The organism is Caldivirga sp. MU80, from assembly GCF_001663375.1.
Lineage (GTDB): Archaea > Thermoproteota > Thermoprotei > Thermoproteales > Thermocladiaceae > Caldivirga.
In genome coordinates this window covers 1-15,873 of the sequence record NZ_LCTF01000043.1, presented here as the reverse complement: position 1 = coordinate 15,873, position 15,873 = coordinate 1, and the positions used below count along the sequence as shown (strand labels likewise).

The 15,873-nt window shown below is 50.9% G+C and carries 15 protein-coding genes; 9 read left to right on the top strand and 6 right to left on the bottom strand.

Annotation, left to right across the window (positions count from 1 at the left end):
• Positions 1-1,981, top strand: a 1,981-nt coding sequence (locus tag AAX04_RS10555; RefSeq protein ID WP_066798071.1) for a glycoside hydrolase family 38 C-terminal domain-containing protein, incomplete at its 5' end; no start/stop codon positions are given.
• Here AAX04_RS10555 and AAX04_RS10550 read toward each other — a convergent pair.
• Positions 1,978-2,958 carry an NAD(P)-dependent oxidoreductase gene (locus AAX04_RS10550; RefSeq protein ID WP_066798066.1) on the bottom strand — a complete coding sequence of 327 codons (981 nt, stop codon included), beginning with the start codon at positions 2,956-2,958 and terminating at the stop codon, positions 1,978-1,980. The genes AAX04_RS10555 and AAX04_RS10550 overlap by 4 nt on opposite strands.
• A 44-nt stretch (positions 2,959-3,002) precedes the next feature.
• The gene (locus AAX04_RS10545; protein ID WP_066798064.1) at positions 3,003-3,707 is read right to left on the bottom strand and encodes an HAD family hydrolase; all 705 of its coding nucleotides are present in this window, start codon (positions 3,705-3,707) and stop codon (positions 3,003-3,005) included.
• Between the two features lie 191 nt (positions 3,708-3,898).
• Between AAX04_RS10545 and glmS the strand changes: the two genes are divergently transcribed.
• From glmS to aroC, 3 genes are all read left to right on the top strand, one after another.
• A complete protein-coding gene (gene glmS, locus AAX04_RS10540) occupies positions 3,899-5,725 on the top strand; it encodes a glutamine--fructose-6-phosphate transaminase (isomerizing) (RefSeq protein ID WP_066798062.1) in 1,827 nt (608 codons plus the stop codon).
• Positions 5,726-5,761: 36 nt separating this feature from the next.
• Complete coding sequence (locus tag AAX04_RS10535; RefSeq protein WP_084761447.1) at positions 5,762-6,835, top strand: NDP-sugar synthase; 1,074 nt, start codon at positions 5,762-5,764, stop codon at positions 6,833-6,835.
• A 90-nt stretch (positions 6,836-6,925) separates the two neighbouring features.
• On the top strand, positions 6,926-8,023 hold the full coding sequence (gene aroC / locus AAX04_RS10530) for a chorismate synthase (protein ID WP_066798058.1): 1,098 nt from the start codon (positions 6,926-6,928) through the stop codon (positions 8,021-8,023).
• Positions 8,024-8,055: 32 nt separating this feature from the next.
• On the opposite strand, the gene AAX04_RS10525 is transcribed toward aroC, so the two are convergent.
• The gene (locus AAX04_RS10525; protein WP_066798056.1) at positions 8,056-9,018 is read right to left on the bottom strand and encodes a hypothetical protein; all 963 of its coding nucleotides are present in this window, start codon (positions 9,016-9,018) and stop codon (positions 8,056-8,058) included.
• A 20-nt stretch (positions 9,019-9,038) separates the two neighbouring features.
• On the opposite strand from AAX04_RS10525, the gene AAX04_RS10520 reads away from it, so the two are divergent.
• Genes AAX04_RS10520 through AAX04_RS10505 form a run of 4 tightly spaced genes read left to right on the top strand, consistent with a single transcriptional unit; the run spans position 9,039 to position 13,091 of the window.
• Complete coding sequence (locus AAX04_RS10520) at positions 9,039-10,559, top strand: hypothetical protein (protein WP_156519820.1); 1,521 nt, start codon at positions 9,039-9,041, stop codon at positions 10,557-10,559.
• Positions 10,552-11,493 carry a MoxR family ATPase gene (locus tag AAX04_RS10515; protein WP_238377864.1) on the top strand — a complete coding sequence of 314 codons (942 nt, stop codon included), beginning with the start codon at positions 10,552-10,554 and terminating at the stop codon, positions 11,491-11,493. Before AAX04_RS10520 ends, AAX04_RS10515 begins: the two co-directional genes overlap by 8 nt.
• 9 nt (positions 11,494-11,502) lie before the next feature.
• The gene (locus AAX04_RS10510) at positions 11,503-12,573 is read left to right on the top strand and encodes a DUF58 domain-containing protein (RefSeq protein WP_066798052.1); all 1,071 of its coding nucleotides are present in this window, start codon (positions 11,503-11,505) and stop codon (positions 12,571-12,573) included.
• A gap of 2 nt (positions 12,574-12,575) precedes the next feature.
• Positions 12,576-13,091: a hypothetical protein gene (locus AAX04_RS10505; protein ID WP_066798049.1), complete on the top strand. Its 516-nt coding sequence runs from the start codon at positions 12,576-12,578 to the stop codon at positions 13,089-13,091.
• 7 nt (positions 13,092-13,098) lie between these two features.
• Here AAX04_RS10505 and AAX04_RS10500 read toward each other — a convergent pair whose 3' ends face one another.
• A complete protein-coding gene (locus AAX04_RS10500) occupies positions 13,099-13,677 on the bottom strand; it encodes a YbhB/YbcL family Raf kinase inhibitor-like protein (protein ID WP_066798045.1) in 579 nt (192 codons plus the stop codon).
• 80 nt (positions 13,678-13,757) lie between these two features.
• On the opposite strand from AAX04_RS10500, the gene amrS reads away from it, so the two are divergent.
• Positions 13,758-14,897, top strand: coding sequence for an AmmeMemoRadiSam system radical SAM enzyme (gene amrS, locus AAX04_RS10495; RefSeq protein WP_066798042.1), 1,140 nt, complete (start codon positions 13,758-13,760; stop codon positions 14,895-14,897).
• Positions 14,898-14,901: 4 nt separating this feature from the next.
• Here the strand turns inward: amrS and AAX04_RS10490 are convergent, their stop codons facing one another.
• Together AAX04_RS10490 and AAX04_RS10485 are read right to left on the bottom strand one after the other, a co-directional pair.
• Complete coding sequence (locus tag AAX04_RS10490) at positions 14,902-15,123, bottom strand: hypothetical protein (RefSeq protein ID WP_066798038.1); 222 nt, start codon at positions 15,121-15,123, stop codon at positions 14,902-14,904.
• Positions 15,124-15,244: 121 nt separating this feature from the next.
• The coding region (locus tag AAX04_RS10485) for an AAA family ATPase (RefSeq protein ID WP_156519819.1) at positions 15,245-15,873 on the bottom strand (629 nt) is incomplete at its 5' end.

The following is a 15,873-nucleotide window of genomic DNA, read 5'->3' as shown; positions in this document are numbered from 1 at the left end:
GCTCTACTCACAAAGATTCTACAAGAGGCACTTCGGAAAATACGCAGAGGTACTATGGCTACCAGACACCTTCGGATTCAACCAAACAATACCACAAATAGCAAAACAAAGCAAAATAAAAGCATTCCTAACACACAAGGTCTTCTGGAACGACACGAACAAGTTCCCCTACAACGTGTTCAGGTGGGTTGGGCCTGATGGAGACTGGATAACGGCAGTAGCCTACGGCAACGGTAGGGGTGGGTATAACGGTGACTTCACAGTCTCCAGTGTGCTTGAGCAGTGGAGGAACTGGGCCGATAAGGATCAACCAATGCTGTACTCCTACGGCTACGGTGACGGTGGGGGTGGGCCTAATGTGGAGATGCTGCTTAGGGCTGAGGCAATAAACGACCTACCAATCCTACCCAAGGTTGACTTAACCAGTGGGTTAAATGGCTATTTAAACTCCGTGAAGCCCACTAACGAGTGGAGGGGTGAGCTTTACCTGGAGACGCATAGGGGTACTTTGTCTTCTCATTCTAGGGTTAAGTTGCCTAATAGGTTGGTTGAGGTTGCCTTGAGGGAGGGTGAGTTGTGGTGTGGTTTGGCTGGGGTTTACGATAGGTCAAAGTTCACTGGGCTTTGGTTGACTCTGCTTAGGGATCAGTTCCACGATGTATTGCCTGGTTCGGCTATTAGGGTTGTTTATGAGGGTGTTTATAGGGAGCTTGAGGGTGTTTACAGGGAGGCTATGGGTCTTGCCGAGGGTTGTGCCAAGTTAATTGCCGGTGATGGTGATGAATTGCTTGTCTTTAATTCGCTTCCTTGGGATAGGTTTGGTTACGTTAAGGTTAGTGAGCCAATGCCGAATACTCAAGGCATGGGTGATGGTTACCTAGCCTTGGTTAAGGCACCCAGTGTTGGTTACAGTGTGCTTAAGCCACTGAGCCCGATTGAGCCTGTTAGGCTTGTTGAGGATGGTGGTGGCTTCATCCTCGAGAACTCCAGGGTTTCAGCTAGGGTTAACCTTGATGGTACCGTGGCCAGTATTGTTGATAAGGCCAGTGGCCGTGGGTTGCTTAGGGGTTTGGGTAACGTTATCGTTGCCTATGAGAATGCGCCAGGTTGGTCTGATGCTTGGGATGTTGAGAGGGGTTTTGAGGAGACGGCGTTCACAATAAGGGCCAGTGAGCATGCCGTTGTTGCAAGGGGTCCATTGTACGCTGGCGTTAGGTTCACGTATAGGTTTAGGCGTTCAACAATTATCCAGGAGGTTGGCTTGTATGCTGACTCCCCTAGGCTTGACTTCAAGACTACCATTAGGCTTGTGGATAGGGAGTTGCTTTATAAGGCTTGGTTCAGCTTCGACGTTAACACTGATGAAGCCATCTTCGATGCACCATACACCCCTATTAAGAGGAGCACTGTTAGGAATACTTCGTGGGATTTGGCTAGGTTTGAGGTACCTATGCATAGGTGGGTTAGCCTTAACGAATGCTGCTTCGGCGTTGCCCTCCTTAACGATGGTAAGTATGCTGTTACTGTTAGGGGTGGTGATGTTGGTTTGACTCTTGCTAGGACTCCAATATTCCCAGACCCAACCACTGACCTTGATGAGGTCACTTTCACGTACAGTGTAATGCCTCATAACGGTGACGTTGTGACTGTGCATAGGGCAGCCTTAGAGTTAAACACACCAATGCTAATCGTTAAGGGTAGGGCCGGTGAGGCGAGCCTAATTAGGCTTGAACCAAGCAACCTAACTCTGGAGGCTGTAAAGCTGAGTGAGGACGACGACAACGCATTAATCATTAGGGTAAGTGAAGTGGCAAACGCAAGGGGAGTAGGCCAATTAACACTACCATTCAAACCAAGGAGGGCAGTGGAAACAAACATAATAGAGGACGAGGATGGTGAGGAACTACCAATAGAGGAAAACAAGGTGAAGATAAAGTACAAAAACAAACAAACAAAAACAATAAAAATATGGAAAAGCTAGGTTCTTTGCCTAGACCTCTCGTACTCAATCATATCCTTTAAACCACCCTTAAGCCCGTACCTCTCGCTGAACCCAAGTTCACTATATAGCCTACTGCAGTCTACGTTGAGTCCAGCTGGGCCTGGTACCTTTGATGAGGTCTCCGTTGGTTTGCTAAGTGGGGTGTACTCAACCTTTGCATTGGGTAGTAGTTCCCTTATTGCGTTAAGAACGTCGCTTATCGTGAACGGTTCCCTTGAACCCAGGTTGTAAACCGGCCTCTTGATCTTACCCTTATCAACGAGGGCTAAGTGTATGAAGGCTGCCGCAGCATCCTTAACGTAAAGCCACCTATACTTGGCGCCAACGTACGCGAAGTCGTCAGGGACCTTGCCATGGCCCTTCAGTATTAGGTCCCTTAGGAAGCTGTTGAACTGCCCAGTGTAGCCACCATACCTCCCTGGTCCCCAGGCCGTGGTTAACCTACCCCCCACTACGTCTAGGCCGTAGTTGCTCCTGTAGAATGCGCCGTAGAGTTCATCTGCAAGTTTAGTTATGTGGTATGGGTCTGGGGGTGTCATTGGGTAGTCATCCTCGTTGACGCTTGCCTTACCGTAGGCCGAGGGTGAGCCGTAGACGGACTCAGAGCTGGCGTAAACAACCCTCTCAACGTCCATTAGTCTGGCCGCCTCAAAGACGTTTAAGGTACCCATTATGTTTACCTGGGCTGACTTAATGGGCCTAACCCTCGACTCAAGCAGTATCATAGCGGCCAAGTGGATTATCCTCCTAACGTTAAACCTCCTAATGGCGCTTACCAACTCCTCCAGGTTAGTTATGTCGCCATAAACAAGCTCCAGGTTAGGGCCCCTCCTAGCCAGCAGTTCATCGGTGAACCTGACGTCGAATGCGATGACCCTGTGGCCGAGTTCAACGAGCTGATTAACCACGAAGCCCCCAACCTGGCCGCTGGAACCCGTGACGAGTATGCTTGACATGTGTTACGTGGCCGTGCCTCCCTATTAAGTATTAAACCATAGTGTTAACCCTGGCTGCCCATGTTAGCCAGTAGTTTAGGTAGCTCCATTAGGCTGTTTATGGTGAAGTCGGGCTTAACCGTTAGGTTAACCTGCCTCCTGTTGACGAAGACTGTCCTTATTTGACTTAACTTGCCACCAATAATGTCCTCAACAAGCCCACTGACTATTAGGGCCTCCTCCTTATTCACCTTAGCCCTATAAAGCGCAGCATTGAATATCCTCACGTTTGGTTTACCAACCCTAGTCAGGTCTGAGCTGACCACACCCTTGAAGAACCTTAGTAGGCCATTCTTGAGCAGTATCTTCTTGGCTATGTCGTTGTCCAGGTTCGTGAGTATGTACATTGGAACCCCCAGGTTGCTTAACTCGTTTAAGGCGGGCTCAACGTCATCGTATATCCTGGCCACGGTCACGAAGGCGTTGGCCAATGCGTCACCCCAGTACTCAAGCTCCCTACCCCCAAGGCCAAGGGAATACTTCTTAACCACCGTCATCATGACATCCCTAGCTAAACCCCTCAATGACCTATAGTTCCCTGAGGAGACGAGTTGATTATACCTGTTAACCCATTCACTGGCTATTAGGGCAGCGACCTCATCCTCACTGGCCTTAACGTCAACCTCCCTCTTTATTAAGGATGCCATTTCCTGCGGGAAGCCCTCCAGACTTGCTAAAGTATCCACAACCTCCATGAATAACACTACCATACGCCTAGATCACCAATGGCTTAATTTATAAAATTATTCCCCCATTAAACCAATGCCGTTGAGTCAGCACTCGGCAAATTCGCCACCAATCCGGCGAGGTCACCCACTCATCACCCATTAGCAAAAGGGCCCCGGGGTTTATTAAAACTAACCCAGAATCCTTAAAGTTAAGTGTCGGTGGCCCTCAGGCAGTGTGCGGTATAGTGGGCTTGACTGGCAGTGTTGGTGAGAGGATTGGCCTAGTGCTTAGGAGGTGCCTTGAGAGGCTTGAGTATAGGGGATATGACTCGGCCGGTGTGGCTGTGGTTAACGGTGGCGTGATCACGGTTAGGAAGGGTAGGGGTAAGATTAGTGAGGTTGATGCTAGGGTTAACTTCACGGGGCTTAACGGCGTGAGTGGTATTGGCCACACGAGGTGGGCCACTCACGGTAAGCCGAGTGATGAGAATGCGCACCCCCACACGGACTGCAGCGGCACCGTCGCCGTCGTGCATAATGGCATAATATCAAACTACAGAGAACTTAGGGAGCAGTTGGAGGCTAGGGGGCATAGGTTCACCAGTGACACGGATACTGAAGTGATAGCGCACCTGTTTGAGGATTACGTCAAGGCTAGGTTAACGGCCCTCGAGGCCCTCAGGGAGGTGGTTAGTAGGCTTAGGGGCACCTACGCCATAGCCCTACTCTACGCCGGCGAACCCGATAAGGTCTTCTTCGCCAGGAACGTGTCGCCGCTCATAATCGGCCTTGGCAATGGCTTTAACTTCCTCGCCAGCGACATACCGGCCTTCCTGGAGTACACGAACAGAGTTATCACGCTCCACGACGGTGAATACGGCTTCATAACCCCAGGCTCGGTTTACGTGGAGAGGGGTGGGGAACCCGTTGATGTGAAGGCTAGGGTTAGGGTGGTTAATTGGAGCCCTGAGTTGGCGAGCAAGGAGGGCTATCCCCACTTCATGCTTAAGGAGATTCATGAGCAGCCCAGGGCCCTTAGGGATACTTGGGCCGGCCTGGATACTGATCAATTGTCTAAGTTAAGTGACCTACTGCTTAAAGCTAGGAGGGTCTTCATAACCGGTAGTGGTACATCATACCACGCGGGCCTTGTGTTTGATCACCTGCTGAGCGGCTTAATGGGACTGGACACGCACGCCTTCAATTCCTCCGAGTACAAGAGGTACGTTAAGCTGGCTGGTGATGGAGATGTTATGGTTGCGGTGTCCCAGTCTGGGGAGACTATAGACACCCTTATGGCTGTCAGGGTTTTTAGGAGACTGGGTGTTAGGGTTATTGCGGTTTCGAACATTGTGGACAGCACCATACCCAGGGAGAGTGATTACCAACTCTACACCAGGGCTGGGCCTGAGGTGGGTGTTGCGGCCACTAAGACGTTCACGGCCCAGTTAATGGTGTTAAACGCCCTAGCGGCCACAGCGGCGCTTGGCGGTGGTGTGTTGGGTAAGGATGAGTATGGGTTGATCATGGGTGAGCTTGAGCACCTACCGGACCTGGTTAACTTAACCATAACCAGCGTTGAGGCTAAGGCTAGGCACATAGCCAGTAGGCTAGCCAGTAAGGCCAGTGCATACTACCTGAGCAGGGGGCTTGGCCTACCCATAGCCATGGAGGGTGCGCTTAAGCTTAAGGAGGTGGCCTACATACATGCTGAGGCTTATCCGGCTGGGGAGAGTAAGCATGGGCCAATAGCCCTAGTTGAGGGTGGGTTCCCAGTACTCTTCATAGCCACTGATGATGAGTACGTGGATGCCCTTGAGGGCAACGTGATGGAGATGAACGCCAGGGGAGCCTTAACCATAGGCGTAATCCCAGCTAAGCACCAACCTAGGTTTGGTAAACTGCTCAGTGAGGTTATTCAAACCCCCAACGTCTCACCGGGTGCATTAACCATACTGCAGTCCATACCACTCCAGCTACTGGCCTACTACACAGCTGTCCTTAGGGGCCATGACCCGGATAAGCCCAGGAACCTGGCTAAGACAGTCACCGTTGAGTAGTGGCATGCTTTTAAGCCTAGCCCAGTTAACGTGGATGTGGATGGGTTAGTGGGTGTCGTGGTTGCGCCGGATAACGGGGAGTTAAGCGCGTTGAGCAGTGGCGCCAAGCCTATGGTTAGCCTGCTTGGTAAACCCCTGTTGAGGCACTACATGGATGGCCTTAGGGCCATAGGGGCATCGAGGTTCATAGTAGCCTCCAACGTAAGCATAAGCCTTAGTGACGCCGAGGTTATTGACTATGGGGGCGACTACTGGGCTACGTTGGTTAAGGTAAGTGAAATAGTGCCGAGGGGCTCCACGGTGGTGGCCTCGTCAATGGATATTTACGTGCCTAGGGAGGCCTATGAAACCTTAATGAACGTCCACCTATCAATGGGCTACGATGTAACGGTGCTGGTGGCTGCCGTTGAGGATACCTCAGGTGGGTTCAGGGTCAACACCTCCAGTGACGGCAAGGTCCTTAGCCTGGTTAGGGGTGGTGGGCCAGGTTACCTTCACCTAGGCTTAACGGCCATTGAGCAGGATGCCTTAGTCAAACTAGCCGGTGGTGCTGAGCTAGGTTCACTTAGGGTTGGGGTGGCCCACTGGGGTGGGTGGTTTACCAGGGTTAACACGCCATGGAGCCTACTGGAGATTGTTAGGAATACCTTAGCCAACTTAACCTCATCATCAATATCCACCAGGGCTAGGATATCCCCCAGGGCATCCATGGAGGGGCCGGTCATCATTGATGATGATGCCGTGCTGGACCACAACTGCACTATAAGGGGGCCAGTCTACGTGGGTAGGGGGGTTTACGTGGGTACTGGAGCCTTAATAAGGAACCACACCGCCATTGAAGAGGGTGCGGTAATCGGTGCCAACGCCGAGGTCACGGAGTCCCTTATTGAGCCTAGGGCAACCATCGGTAGGGGTGCCTTCATTGGGGCGTCACTGATAGGCCATGGGGTTGTTGTTGAACCCGGCGTTGTAACGCTAACAACAACAATGGGCAGGAAGATCGGGGCCATAGTGGGTGAGGGGGCTAGGGTTGGTGCTAATAGTGTCCTTAAGCCAGGTAGCCTGGTTAAGAGGGGTGAGCACGTGGCTCCATTAACCCACTACGGTTAACTTAAACTTAGTTAAGTTAAAAGGCCTAACGCCGATTGCAAGTAAGCTTCATCACAATGTTTAAAACTTCATCAGGTGGGTGTGGGTTGAATGAGTAGTGTTGGGGTAGTCTTCAGGGTAACCACCTTCGGGGAGAGCCACGGCGCCGCCGTGGGTGCTGTTATTGATGGTGTGCCGGCTGGTATAGCCTTTGATGAGGGGTTCATCAGAAGGGAGCTTGATAGGAGGAAGTTCTGCCACATACCAGTGTTAAACCCGAGGTGTGAGGATGAGGACTTCCAAGTCCTCTCAGGGGTTAAGGATGGGTTAACCACTGGTACACCGATAGCGGTAATCATCTGGAACAGGAGGGCTAAGTCGGACTACTACATGGATATTTGGATGAAGCCAAGGCCGGGGCACGCTGACCTAGCCTGGTACCTCAAGTTCGGTAGGCTGTATGACTTCAGGGGTGGCGGTAGGGCCAGTGGTAGGGAGACCGTTGCCAGGATTGCCGCTGGGGCTGTGGCTAAGATGGTACTAAGGCAGGTGCTGGGGGTTGAGGTCTCAAGCCACTTGGTTGAACTGGGCGGCGTAGCCATAGGTAGGGACTCGTACACCTTCGACGAGGTGGTTAAGGCTTGGGAGAAGCCGCTACCCATGGTTGATGATGAGGCTGTTAAGAGGGCTGTTGACCTACTCATTAAAACGGCCACGGAGGGGGATAGCGTTGGCGGCATTGGTGAGGTATTAACCACCGAGGTGCCGCCTGGCCTAGGTGAGCCGGTCTTTGATAAGCTTAAGGCTGACTTAGCCAAGGCCATCATGTCGATACCGAGCGCCGTGGGTGTGGAGTTTGGGGATGGGTTTAGACTAGCCAGGATGAGGGGCAGTGAGGCTAATGATCAGATAAGGCTTAGGGATGGTAGGCCCAGGCTCGAGACGAATAGGGTTGGTGGGATGCTGGGTGGGATGAGCATTGGGGAACCCATAAGGCTCAGGGTTGCCTTCAAACCAACCCCAAGCGTTAGGAAGCCCCAGAGGACGGTTGACCTTGAGAGAATGGAGGAGGTGACCATAGTCTTCAAGGGCCGCTACGACGTATCCACCGCACCCAAGGCCATACTAGCCGCCGAGGCAATGACAGCCATAATACTTGTCGACCATTCCATTAGGGCTGGGTTAATACCTAGGGTCATTAAGAAGTGATGCGCTAAAAAATTATAGTACTATCATGCCGCTTAAAACCTCTTAATCATGCGTGCCAACTCCCTAACTAATCTATTGTACTCCCTGCAGTTTATGGGTTCATCACCGTAAATATGCTTCTCATACATGGATATGACACTTAATATTAATGTGCGGTCACTCGTGAAGTAGGATAAGTACTTGGCCACGTCGCTGCTGGTTAAGTCGGGCCTATAGATCCTTAAAACCTTATTTAACCTACCGGTTATCCTCCTCATACCCCTAACAGCGCAATCCTCATTAACCCTAAGCTGAGCCACAACCAGTACCGTTAACAGTACTGACACTAGGCCCAGCGCCAGTAGAACAAGTGAGCTTGGTGGGTACAATGCATTCACAGGCTTAATCAACGCCGTGGTTGACGTAGTGTTGGTGTACGCCTCAATACCCCTCATGTTCCTCTCAAGGCCAGGTGGTATGAAGCGGCCTATCATTGTGTTGTTACCGTAGTCAACATAGGGGTTAATGGGCCCCACTGGGCTTATGAACTCACCCTCACTGGTGCCATTTATATTCAAGTTACTTGAGTTAACCAGTTGACTTGAGTTTAATCCTCCATTACCCAGCTGCGGAGTTGTTTTAAGCGGCACCGTTGAGCTTATGTAAATCACAAGCTTGATTAAACCACCCCCCTTAGGGGTGTATTGAACCTCCATTACGCCGTATGCTAGGTAGGGCCTGTTGTTAAGTACGAGGAACCCACTGAACTCGACGGCTTGAGTTAGGTTACGCATTGGCGGCTTAGCATTAAACTCATTAACTATACTGGACATTGTTGGACTAGTTAATATGAGGACGCCCATTGAGTTATTGTAACTAACCGTTAATGGAATGTACCTAACCGTTGAGGCGTTCAGTGGCGTTATTAAAACCTCACTTTGAGGCATCGACACCAGTGCTGCGCTGACCAGCATCACCGCTGCAATAAAGTATTTATAGCCTTCCTTAACCTTCACGCGTTAGGTGAACTAAGACGGTGTTAATATTACTTTCCCTAAAGCTAATGGCATACGCATTATTATCCGTCCTCGGTAACGCCTCCTGCGTGATCGTACCTAACATTAACGGTACCATGATCAACATGACTGTTACTAGCCCAGGCTTCAACATAACCCACGCCATTGGCCTATTATCAAACGTGACCCTGTTCGGTAATTATGCGGAGGAGTTCATGAGGCTTGGTGGGGCTTATTGCGAGGGTTCCTTCGGCAAGATGTACATAGTGAATGGTGGCGCCTACCTCATAAACAGCACCAGTGGTGGATTGATAGTTGGAGTGTCCAGCATGTTAAACGTTAGTGAGGTTTCCATACCATGCATCACGGTGCCGGTCCCAGCCAAGTACCCCCCTAACTCAACAAGTCCCCTAATCAACCTCCCACTCATACCCTTGGTGGGTTGCCTGGCAGTGGTTAGGTTCAATGGAACAGTGGTTAACTCATCCATGCTTATGGTGAACTACACGTCCCTGAACCTAATGCTAAGTGCATTAACGCCCATAACCTTCAGAGCCATCCTCAATGGCGTCTTCAACACATACACGTATGGTTCGGGGGCTGGGGCTGGGAATGCCTTACCAACCAGCGTGCTGCTTATTGTTAAGTCGCCTGAATTGGTGGCTAGGGTTGAGTCCAGCATCCCGGTTTACCTCAGGTTCTACGTCTTTGATAATGTGACGAGGGGTTATAGTCTCAATTACACGCTGAAGCCTATAGTTAACTTCATTAACTCACCCTACACGTTAAGCATGTACACTGGTAACACCACAGACTGCAGGTTAATCAACGTCACAGTCTACTTCATACACCCTGAATCCGTGATACCAATACCAATACCCGTTAATGAAGGAGGTCGGTTCCTGGTTGCACGTTACGTTGAGGTTAAGTACACCAACCCATCCTCAACCCTACTCCTCATTGAACCAGGTAAGGTCCTGTTGGTAAGTAACCCGGTAAGTGAAGTGGGGTATAGCGTTGATGTGTGCAGCATCAGTGGTGCTGAATCAAGAGCCATTAATGACCCCTATGCACTCCTATACAGGTATACCGTGGCTATGCCGATAAGCGTCAACTCGTCAAACCCCCTGGAGGCCTCGTTAATTATCCTAAGGATTCTTCAAAACAGGACCATCCAGGCTAAGGTTAGTTCATTCTTCAACTCCACCTGGGGCCCATCGGTGGCAAGCGCAGCCGCCATGTACCTCTACAGGGCTTTGGGTTACCCGGCTAGGGTCATATTGGGTACGGTGCCGATTAAGTACGATGGGGAGTACCTTGAGTACGGTTACTTGCCATGGGTCGAGTTCTACTACGGTGGTTGGGTTGACTTTAAGCCCTATAGGGGTTTGCCGACGTCGCCAAGTGGCGGTGGGCTGGGTGAGCTACTTACCAGGTATGGTGTGAACTACGTGGGCGTCAGCGTCCTCCTGGTGCTACCAGCGTTACTAATTTATTACCTCTACCTCTACCTAACGAGTAAGGGTGTTTACGGTGAGTAACCCAACAGGGGCTGACACGGTGCTCAGTAGGATGCTTACTGAATTATCAAAGGTTGTTATTGGTTATGAGGAGGAGGCTACGGTAATGTTCGCAACGCTACTGGCCGGTGGGCACGTCCTACTTGAGGGTGTGCCTGGGGTTGGCAAGACGACGCTGGCTAAGGCCTTCGCCAGGACGCTTAGCCTAAGCTTCTCCAGGATTCAATTCACCCCAGACCTACTCCCAAGTGACGTGGTTGGTACTGTGGTTTACAACCCTAAGGTAAGCGACTTCGAGGTTAAGCTGGGCCCCATATTCGCCAACATTGTGCTCGCCGATGAGATTAATAGAGCCCCACCCAAGACCCAGGCTGGTTTACTTGAGGCCATGCAGGAGGGGCAGGTGACCATTGGTGGGAAGTCCTTTAAACTACCAAGGCCATTCATGGTTATTGCAACCCAGGACCCAAGGGAGCTAAGCGGCACCTACCCACTCCCAGAGGCTCAGCTTGACAGGTTCATGACTAGGATATACTTAACCTACCCAAGCTTTGATGAGGAGGTTCAAGTCAGCATGAACACCAACCTGGGTAGGGTTGAGTTAGTTAGGCAGGTGGTGTCCGTGGAGGAGGTCGTTAAGCTCATCGATCAAGTTGACGGTGTTAAGTTAACGAGACCCGTGGCCAATTACATAGTTAACGTAGTTAGGGCCACTAGGGAGTATAAGGGGGTTAGGCTTGGCGCAAGCACAAGGGCCATACAGATGCTAAGCCGGTTAGCAAGGGCCTGGGCGATGCTGCATGGGAGGGGTTACGTAACCCCTGAGGATGTGATCAAGGTGGCCCCCTATGTGTTGGCCCATAGAGTATTCTCAACGTCGGTTAGCCCTGAGAAGGTTATTGAGGATGTGATTAAGGGTGTTGAAACACCGGAGGCCAGTCTGATAAGGAGGTGAGGGTAAGCGGTGGTAAGGGTAAGCGGTAAGTTGAGGGATGTTTTAAGGAGCTTAACTAGGCGTGAGGTCGTTGACCAGGTTAGGGCTGTAGCCCAGCCCATAGTCATGGTGGTCGTGGCCTACGTGGGCTTCCTCAACAACTCACCCCAGGTGGCGGCCGTTGCCTCACTGGCCCTATTAATCTACACCGCCTACGTCCTCTCATGGTACGTTTCACGCACCGTTGAGTTGAGGAGGATTAACGTGGACCTCAGGGCCCAGTTAATGAGCAGGGGTGATTCGATTAAGGTCAACGCACCCGAGGGGGTTAGGGTTAGGCCAGTAGCCTCAAGGCACTTCGAGGTTAAGGGTGGTGAAATGACCCTTAAGTGGGGTGGGGTGGCTAGGTTACTTGGCCTCCTACTCACAGCCTATGACCCACTCACGGGCCTATCAATCTCAACCTTCAGGGGGCTTAAACTAGCCGTGCCCACTCTGGTGGGTTCACTGGAGGGGCTGGGGGCCTCTGCGTCGACGCTGCTTGAGAGTGGTGTTGAGGAGTATAGGGGCCTTGTTGAGTACGACTACACTAAGCCAGCCTCAAGGATACACTGGCCCTCCTCAGCTAGGATTAATGAACTTGTGGCTAAGGATTACAGTGAGGAGGCGGCTAGGCTAATAGTGTCTATACCAGCCCTACCGGACCTACTAACCGAGGGGGATGTGAGGCCTATTGACAGGGTCCTCATGGCCCTTGAGGGCTTGGCTAGGAGGTATGGGTTAATCAGGGTCATGCTGATTGGGCCTGGCATATCCGAGGGCATTAACGTAACCCTGGGTGAAGTACCCCTAGTTGAGGGTTTACTAGTGGATGCTTATTCATGGGCTAGGGATGAGGTTGAGGTTGAGAGGCTGAGTAGGCTAATCAATGCACCCATTGAGGAGGCCGCTTGGGTGGTTTACCCAAGGCCAAGGCCCGTTGAGGGTGGGTGGGATTACTTCATAGCCAACGCCATGGGCCACTTGGCCATAATACCCAGTGAGGCCGCTGAGTACGCTGTTCAATTGAGGAGGAGGGGTATTGAGGTGCTGGTGGTTTAACCATGGATACGTGTAGGCTAACCCTAACGCTAATGGTGATTGTGGGCATAGCCCTAGTTGCATCCACCGCATCCATACCCCTACTACCCCTCGCAGTACTACTACCACTACTACTCCTAACCAAACCTAGGCATTGCCAATACGTAACCCTAGGCCTAGCCTCACTACTACCCCTAACCCTCCTGGCGGCGCAGGGTACATTGCCGATGATTCTGGCTATGCTTGAGGAATTGATATACGCATCACTACTCCTAGCCAGGTTAAGTAGGCTTGGTAAACTGGTTATGGCGCTTAACCTACCCGCATCAGTGGCGTTATTTGTAGTCTATTACCTGGCTGATGCATGGAGACCCATGGTGGATTACGTGGTTTACCTAATACCGCTAACCAGCAGCCAGATAGTTGGAATAGCATTAATAGACTCGATGATGCTCGCCATCATAAGCATACTCATTATTGATTACCTGGTTTTAAGAATCATTGAATACAGGCGGATACGAAGCTTAACTTTAAGGTAAGGTTAACCTAGCCGTAGTAGCCGATCCACGTTGACGTGGCCAACACATGGCCCTTAATTAAATTAACCAATTGGGCGTAAGTGTACTTACCGCCAGTTACACCTAGCCTTGAGTCCAAGGCGTAAACGACTATGACGTACATGTGCCTGCTAGGTGGGCAGGGCCCATTAAAACCAACGTTACCGAAGTCGTTAATGAGCTGGTAGCCGAAGCTGGTGTTCGAGAGGTGGGGTAAGTTGGGTGGTATGTAGTTGACAGGCGGTGCGTCGATGAGCACCCAGTGTATGAACATGTTAGCGTCAACATCAATCATAACCACCATTAGCACCTTCGTGCCGGTGGGTATGTTACTTATGGTCACTGGGAATGAGGCCGTGAAGTTAACTCCATTACAGGCGTATGAGCTAGGTATGTTAGACCCATTACTGAATATGGGCACCATTATCCTAAATCCACCCAACCCCATGTTAGGCTCGTAAATGCCTGTTGATGAACCAGTCCTGGTTCCCTTAACATACAGGGTTAAAATTATGGCGACTAAAACCACCACGGCTAGGATTAATACCTGGGTTAACTTCACCCTCATACTGGCTAAATACCACTGGGTCGTTTTAAATAACTACCGCATTAGAACGATTTATTAATCCCCCCACCAGTTAATGAGGCGTGAAGGAGGCTGAGCTACAGCGTAACCTAGGTGGAGACGTGGTGATGTGCACAGCCTGTGCCAGGAGGTGTAGGTTAAGTGATGGGCAGGTAGGTTTCTGCGGCGTTAGGGCTAACTTTGGTGGTAGGCTTTTTCTAGTGGTTTACGGTAAATTATCGGCAATCGCCGTTGACCCAATTGAGAAGAAGCCGCTCTTCCACTTTAACCCAGGTTCAAGCGTACTCTCCATGTCTACCTACGGCTGCTCCTGGGCCTGCCAATTCTGCCAGAACTTCGACATAAGCCAGAGACGCATGTGGGAGGGCTTTGAGGTAACCCCTGAGCTCATTGTTGAATTGGCCGAGAGCTACGGCGCCCAGGGCTTAACATACACTTACAATGAGCCATCGGTGTTCGCCGAGTTCGCCCACGACGTTGGTTTACTGGCCAGGAGGAGGGGTTTATTCAACACCTTCGTGACCAACGGCTACCTGACCGATGAGGCTGTGGATTACCTGTCCAAGTTCCTCGACGCAGCCACCGTGGACATTAAGGGTAATGCGAACAGGGACTTCCTAAGGAAGTACTCACTCGTCCCAGACCCTGAGCCAATATTCCAAACAATCAAGGAGATGAGGGATAAGGGCATTCACGTTGAGATAACCGACCTGGTTGTACCTGAGGTGGGTGATAGCCTTGAGGATGCTGAAAAGATGCTTAAGAGGATTATGGATTACCTGGGCCCTGACGTATCCATACACTTCCTCAGGTTCCACCCAGACTACAAGTTGAATAACCTACCACCAACGCCCGTGAAGACCCTTGAGAGGCATGCAGAGTTGGCCAGAAGGATGGGGTTCAGGTACGTTTACCTAGGCAATGTACCAGGCCACAGGCTTGAGAACACCTACTGCCCTAATTGTGGCAGGGTTGTGATTAGGAGGTACGGGTTCCAGATACTTGAGGTTAACCTAACTGAGGATAATAGGTGCAGGTTCTGCGGCACTAAGATACCCATTCAAGGTAAGGTTTGGCCAACGTGGAGGGAGGATAGGTTCGCCGCCGTGCCCATACACCTGTACTCAAGGTACGTCAGGGTGACTAAGGCTGATATAGAATCGATAAAGGCTGGCCTAAGGTCAAGCGGCTCCGCATCCTAGGTACCTATTGCCTAAGCTTAATGTAGTACTTGTACTTCCTATCGGTGCTAACGGCCACCAGCCCATTAAGTTCAAGCCTCATGAGCACCCTCAAGACTTCACCCTCATCCACGTTCTCATAGCCGAACGCCTTCAAGGCTTGCATTAGGTCCTTGATCGACGACTCCTTCTTCATCTTCAAGTACTGGTATATGACATAGTGCAGTGGGAATGATGGCTTACTCATCCGTGGGCTGCATCAGTAAGCCCCTTATTAATGTTTTGCAAATGAGAATTGTTAAGACCACCGCTAATGTAGCTGTTGATGTTAAACGGATTACTGGATTAGTGGGTAGGATGCTGAGTACTCATATGAATATTTCAGCCTTCCTCTGCTCCCTAGCCCTAACTTGACTTGTCTTAAACCTATCCCACCAGGACTCGTAAAACTTAATCATCTCCGGGGTTAAGGTTGCCCTAATCTTACTCATCGCCTTGGAGAAGTCCTCCATGGTAACCTCAGTTGCATTTGGATCCTCCCTAAGCGCCGTTAATGCAGCCTCCCTAACCAGGAGCTCAATATCAGCCCCAGTGTAATACTCAAGCATCTCGGCAAGCCTCCACAGGTCCACGTCCTTGGCCAGTGGGACATTCCTCGTGTGTACCTTCAGTATCTCAAACCTACTGACCTTGTCGGGTGGTGGTACGTATATTATTCTGTCGAACCTCCCAGGCCTTAACAACGCCGGGTCAAGCATGTCTGGCCTATTCGTGGCTCCAATGACAACGACGTTCTCCAAAGCTGCTATGCCATCCATCTCCGCCAGTAGTTGGGCAACAATCCTATCCATGGCCGAGGTGTCTAGGGTGTACCCTCTTGCTGGTGCTATTGCGTCTATTTCGTCGAAGAATACTACGCATGGTGCTGCCATTCTTGCTTTTTTGAATATTTCCCTTATTGCCTTTTCTGATTCACCGAACCACTTGCTTAGTATTT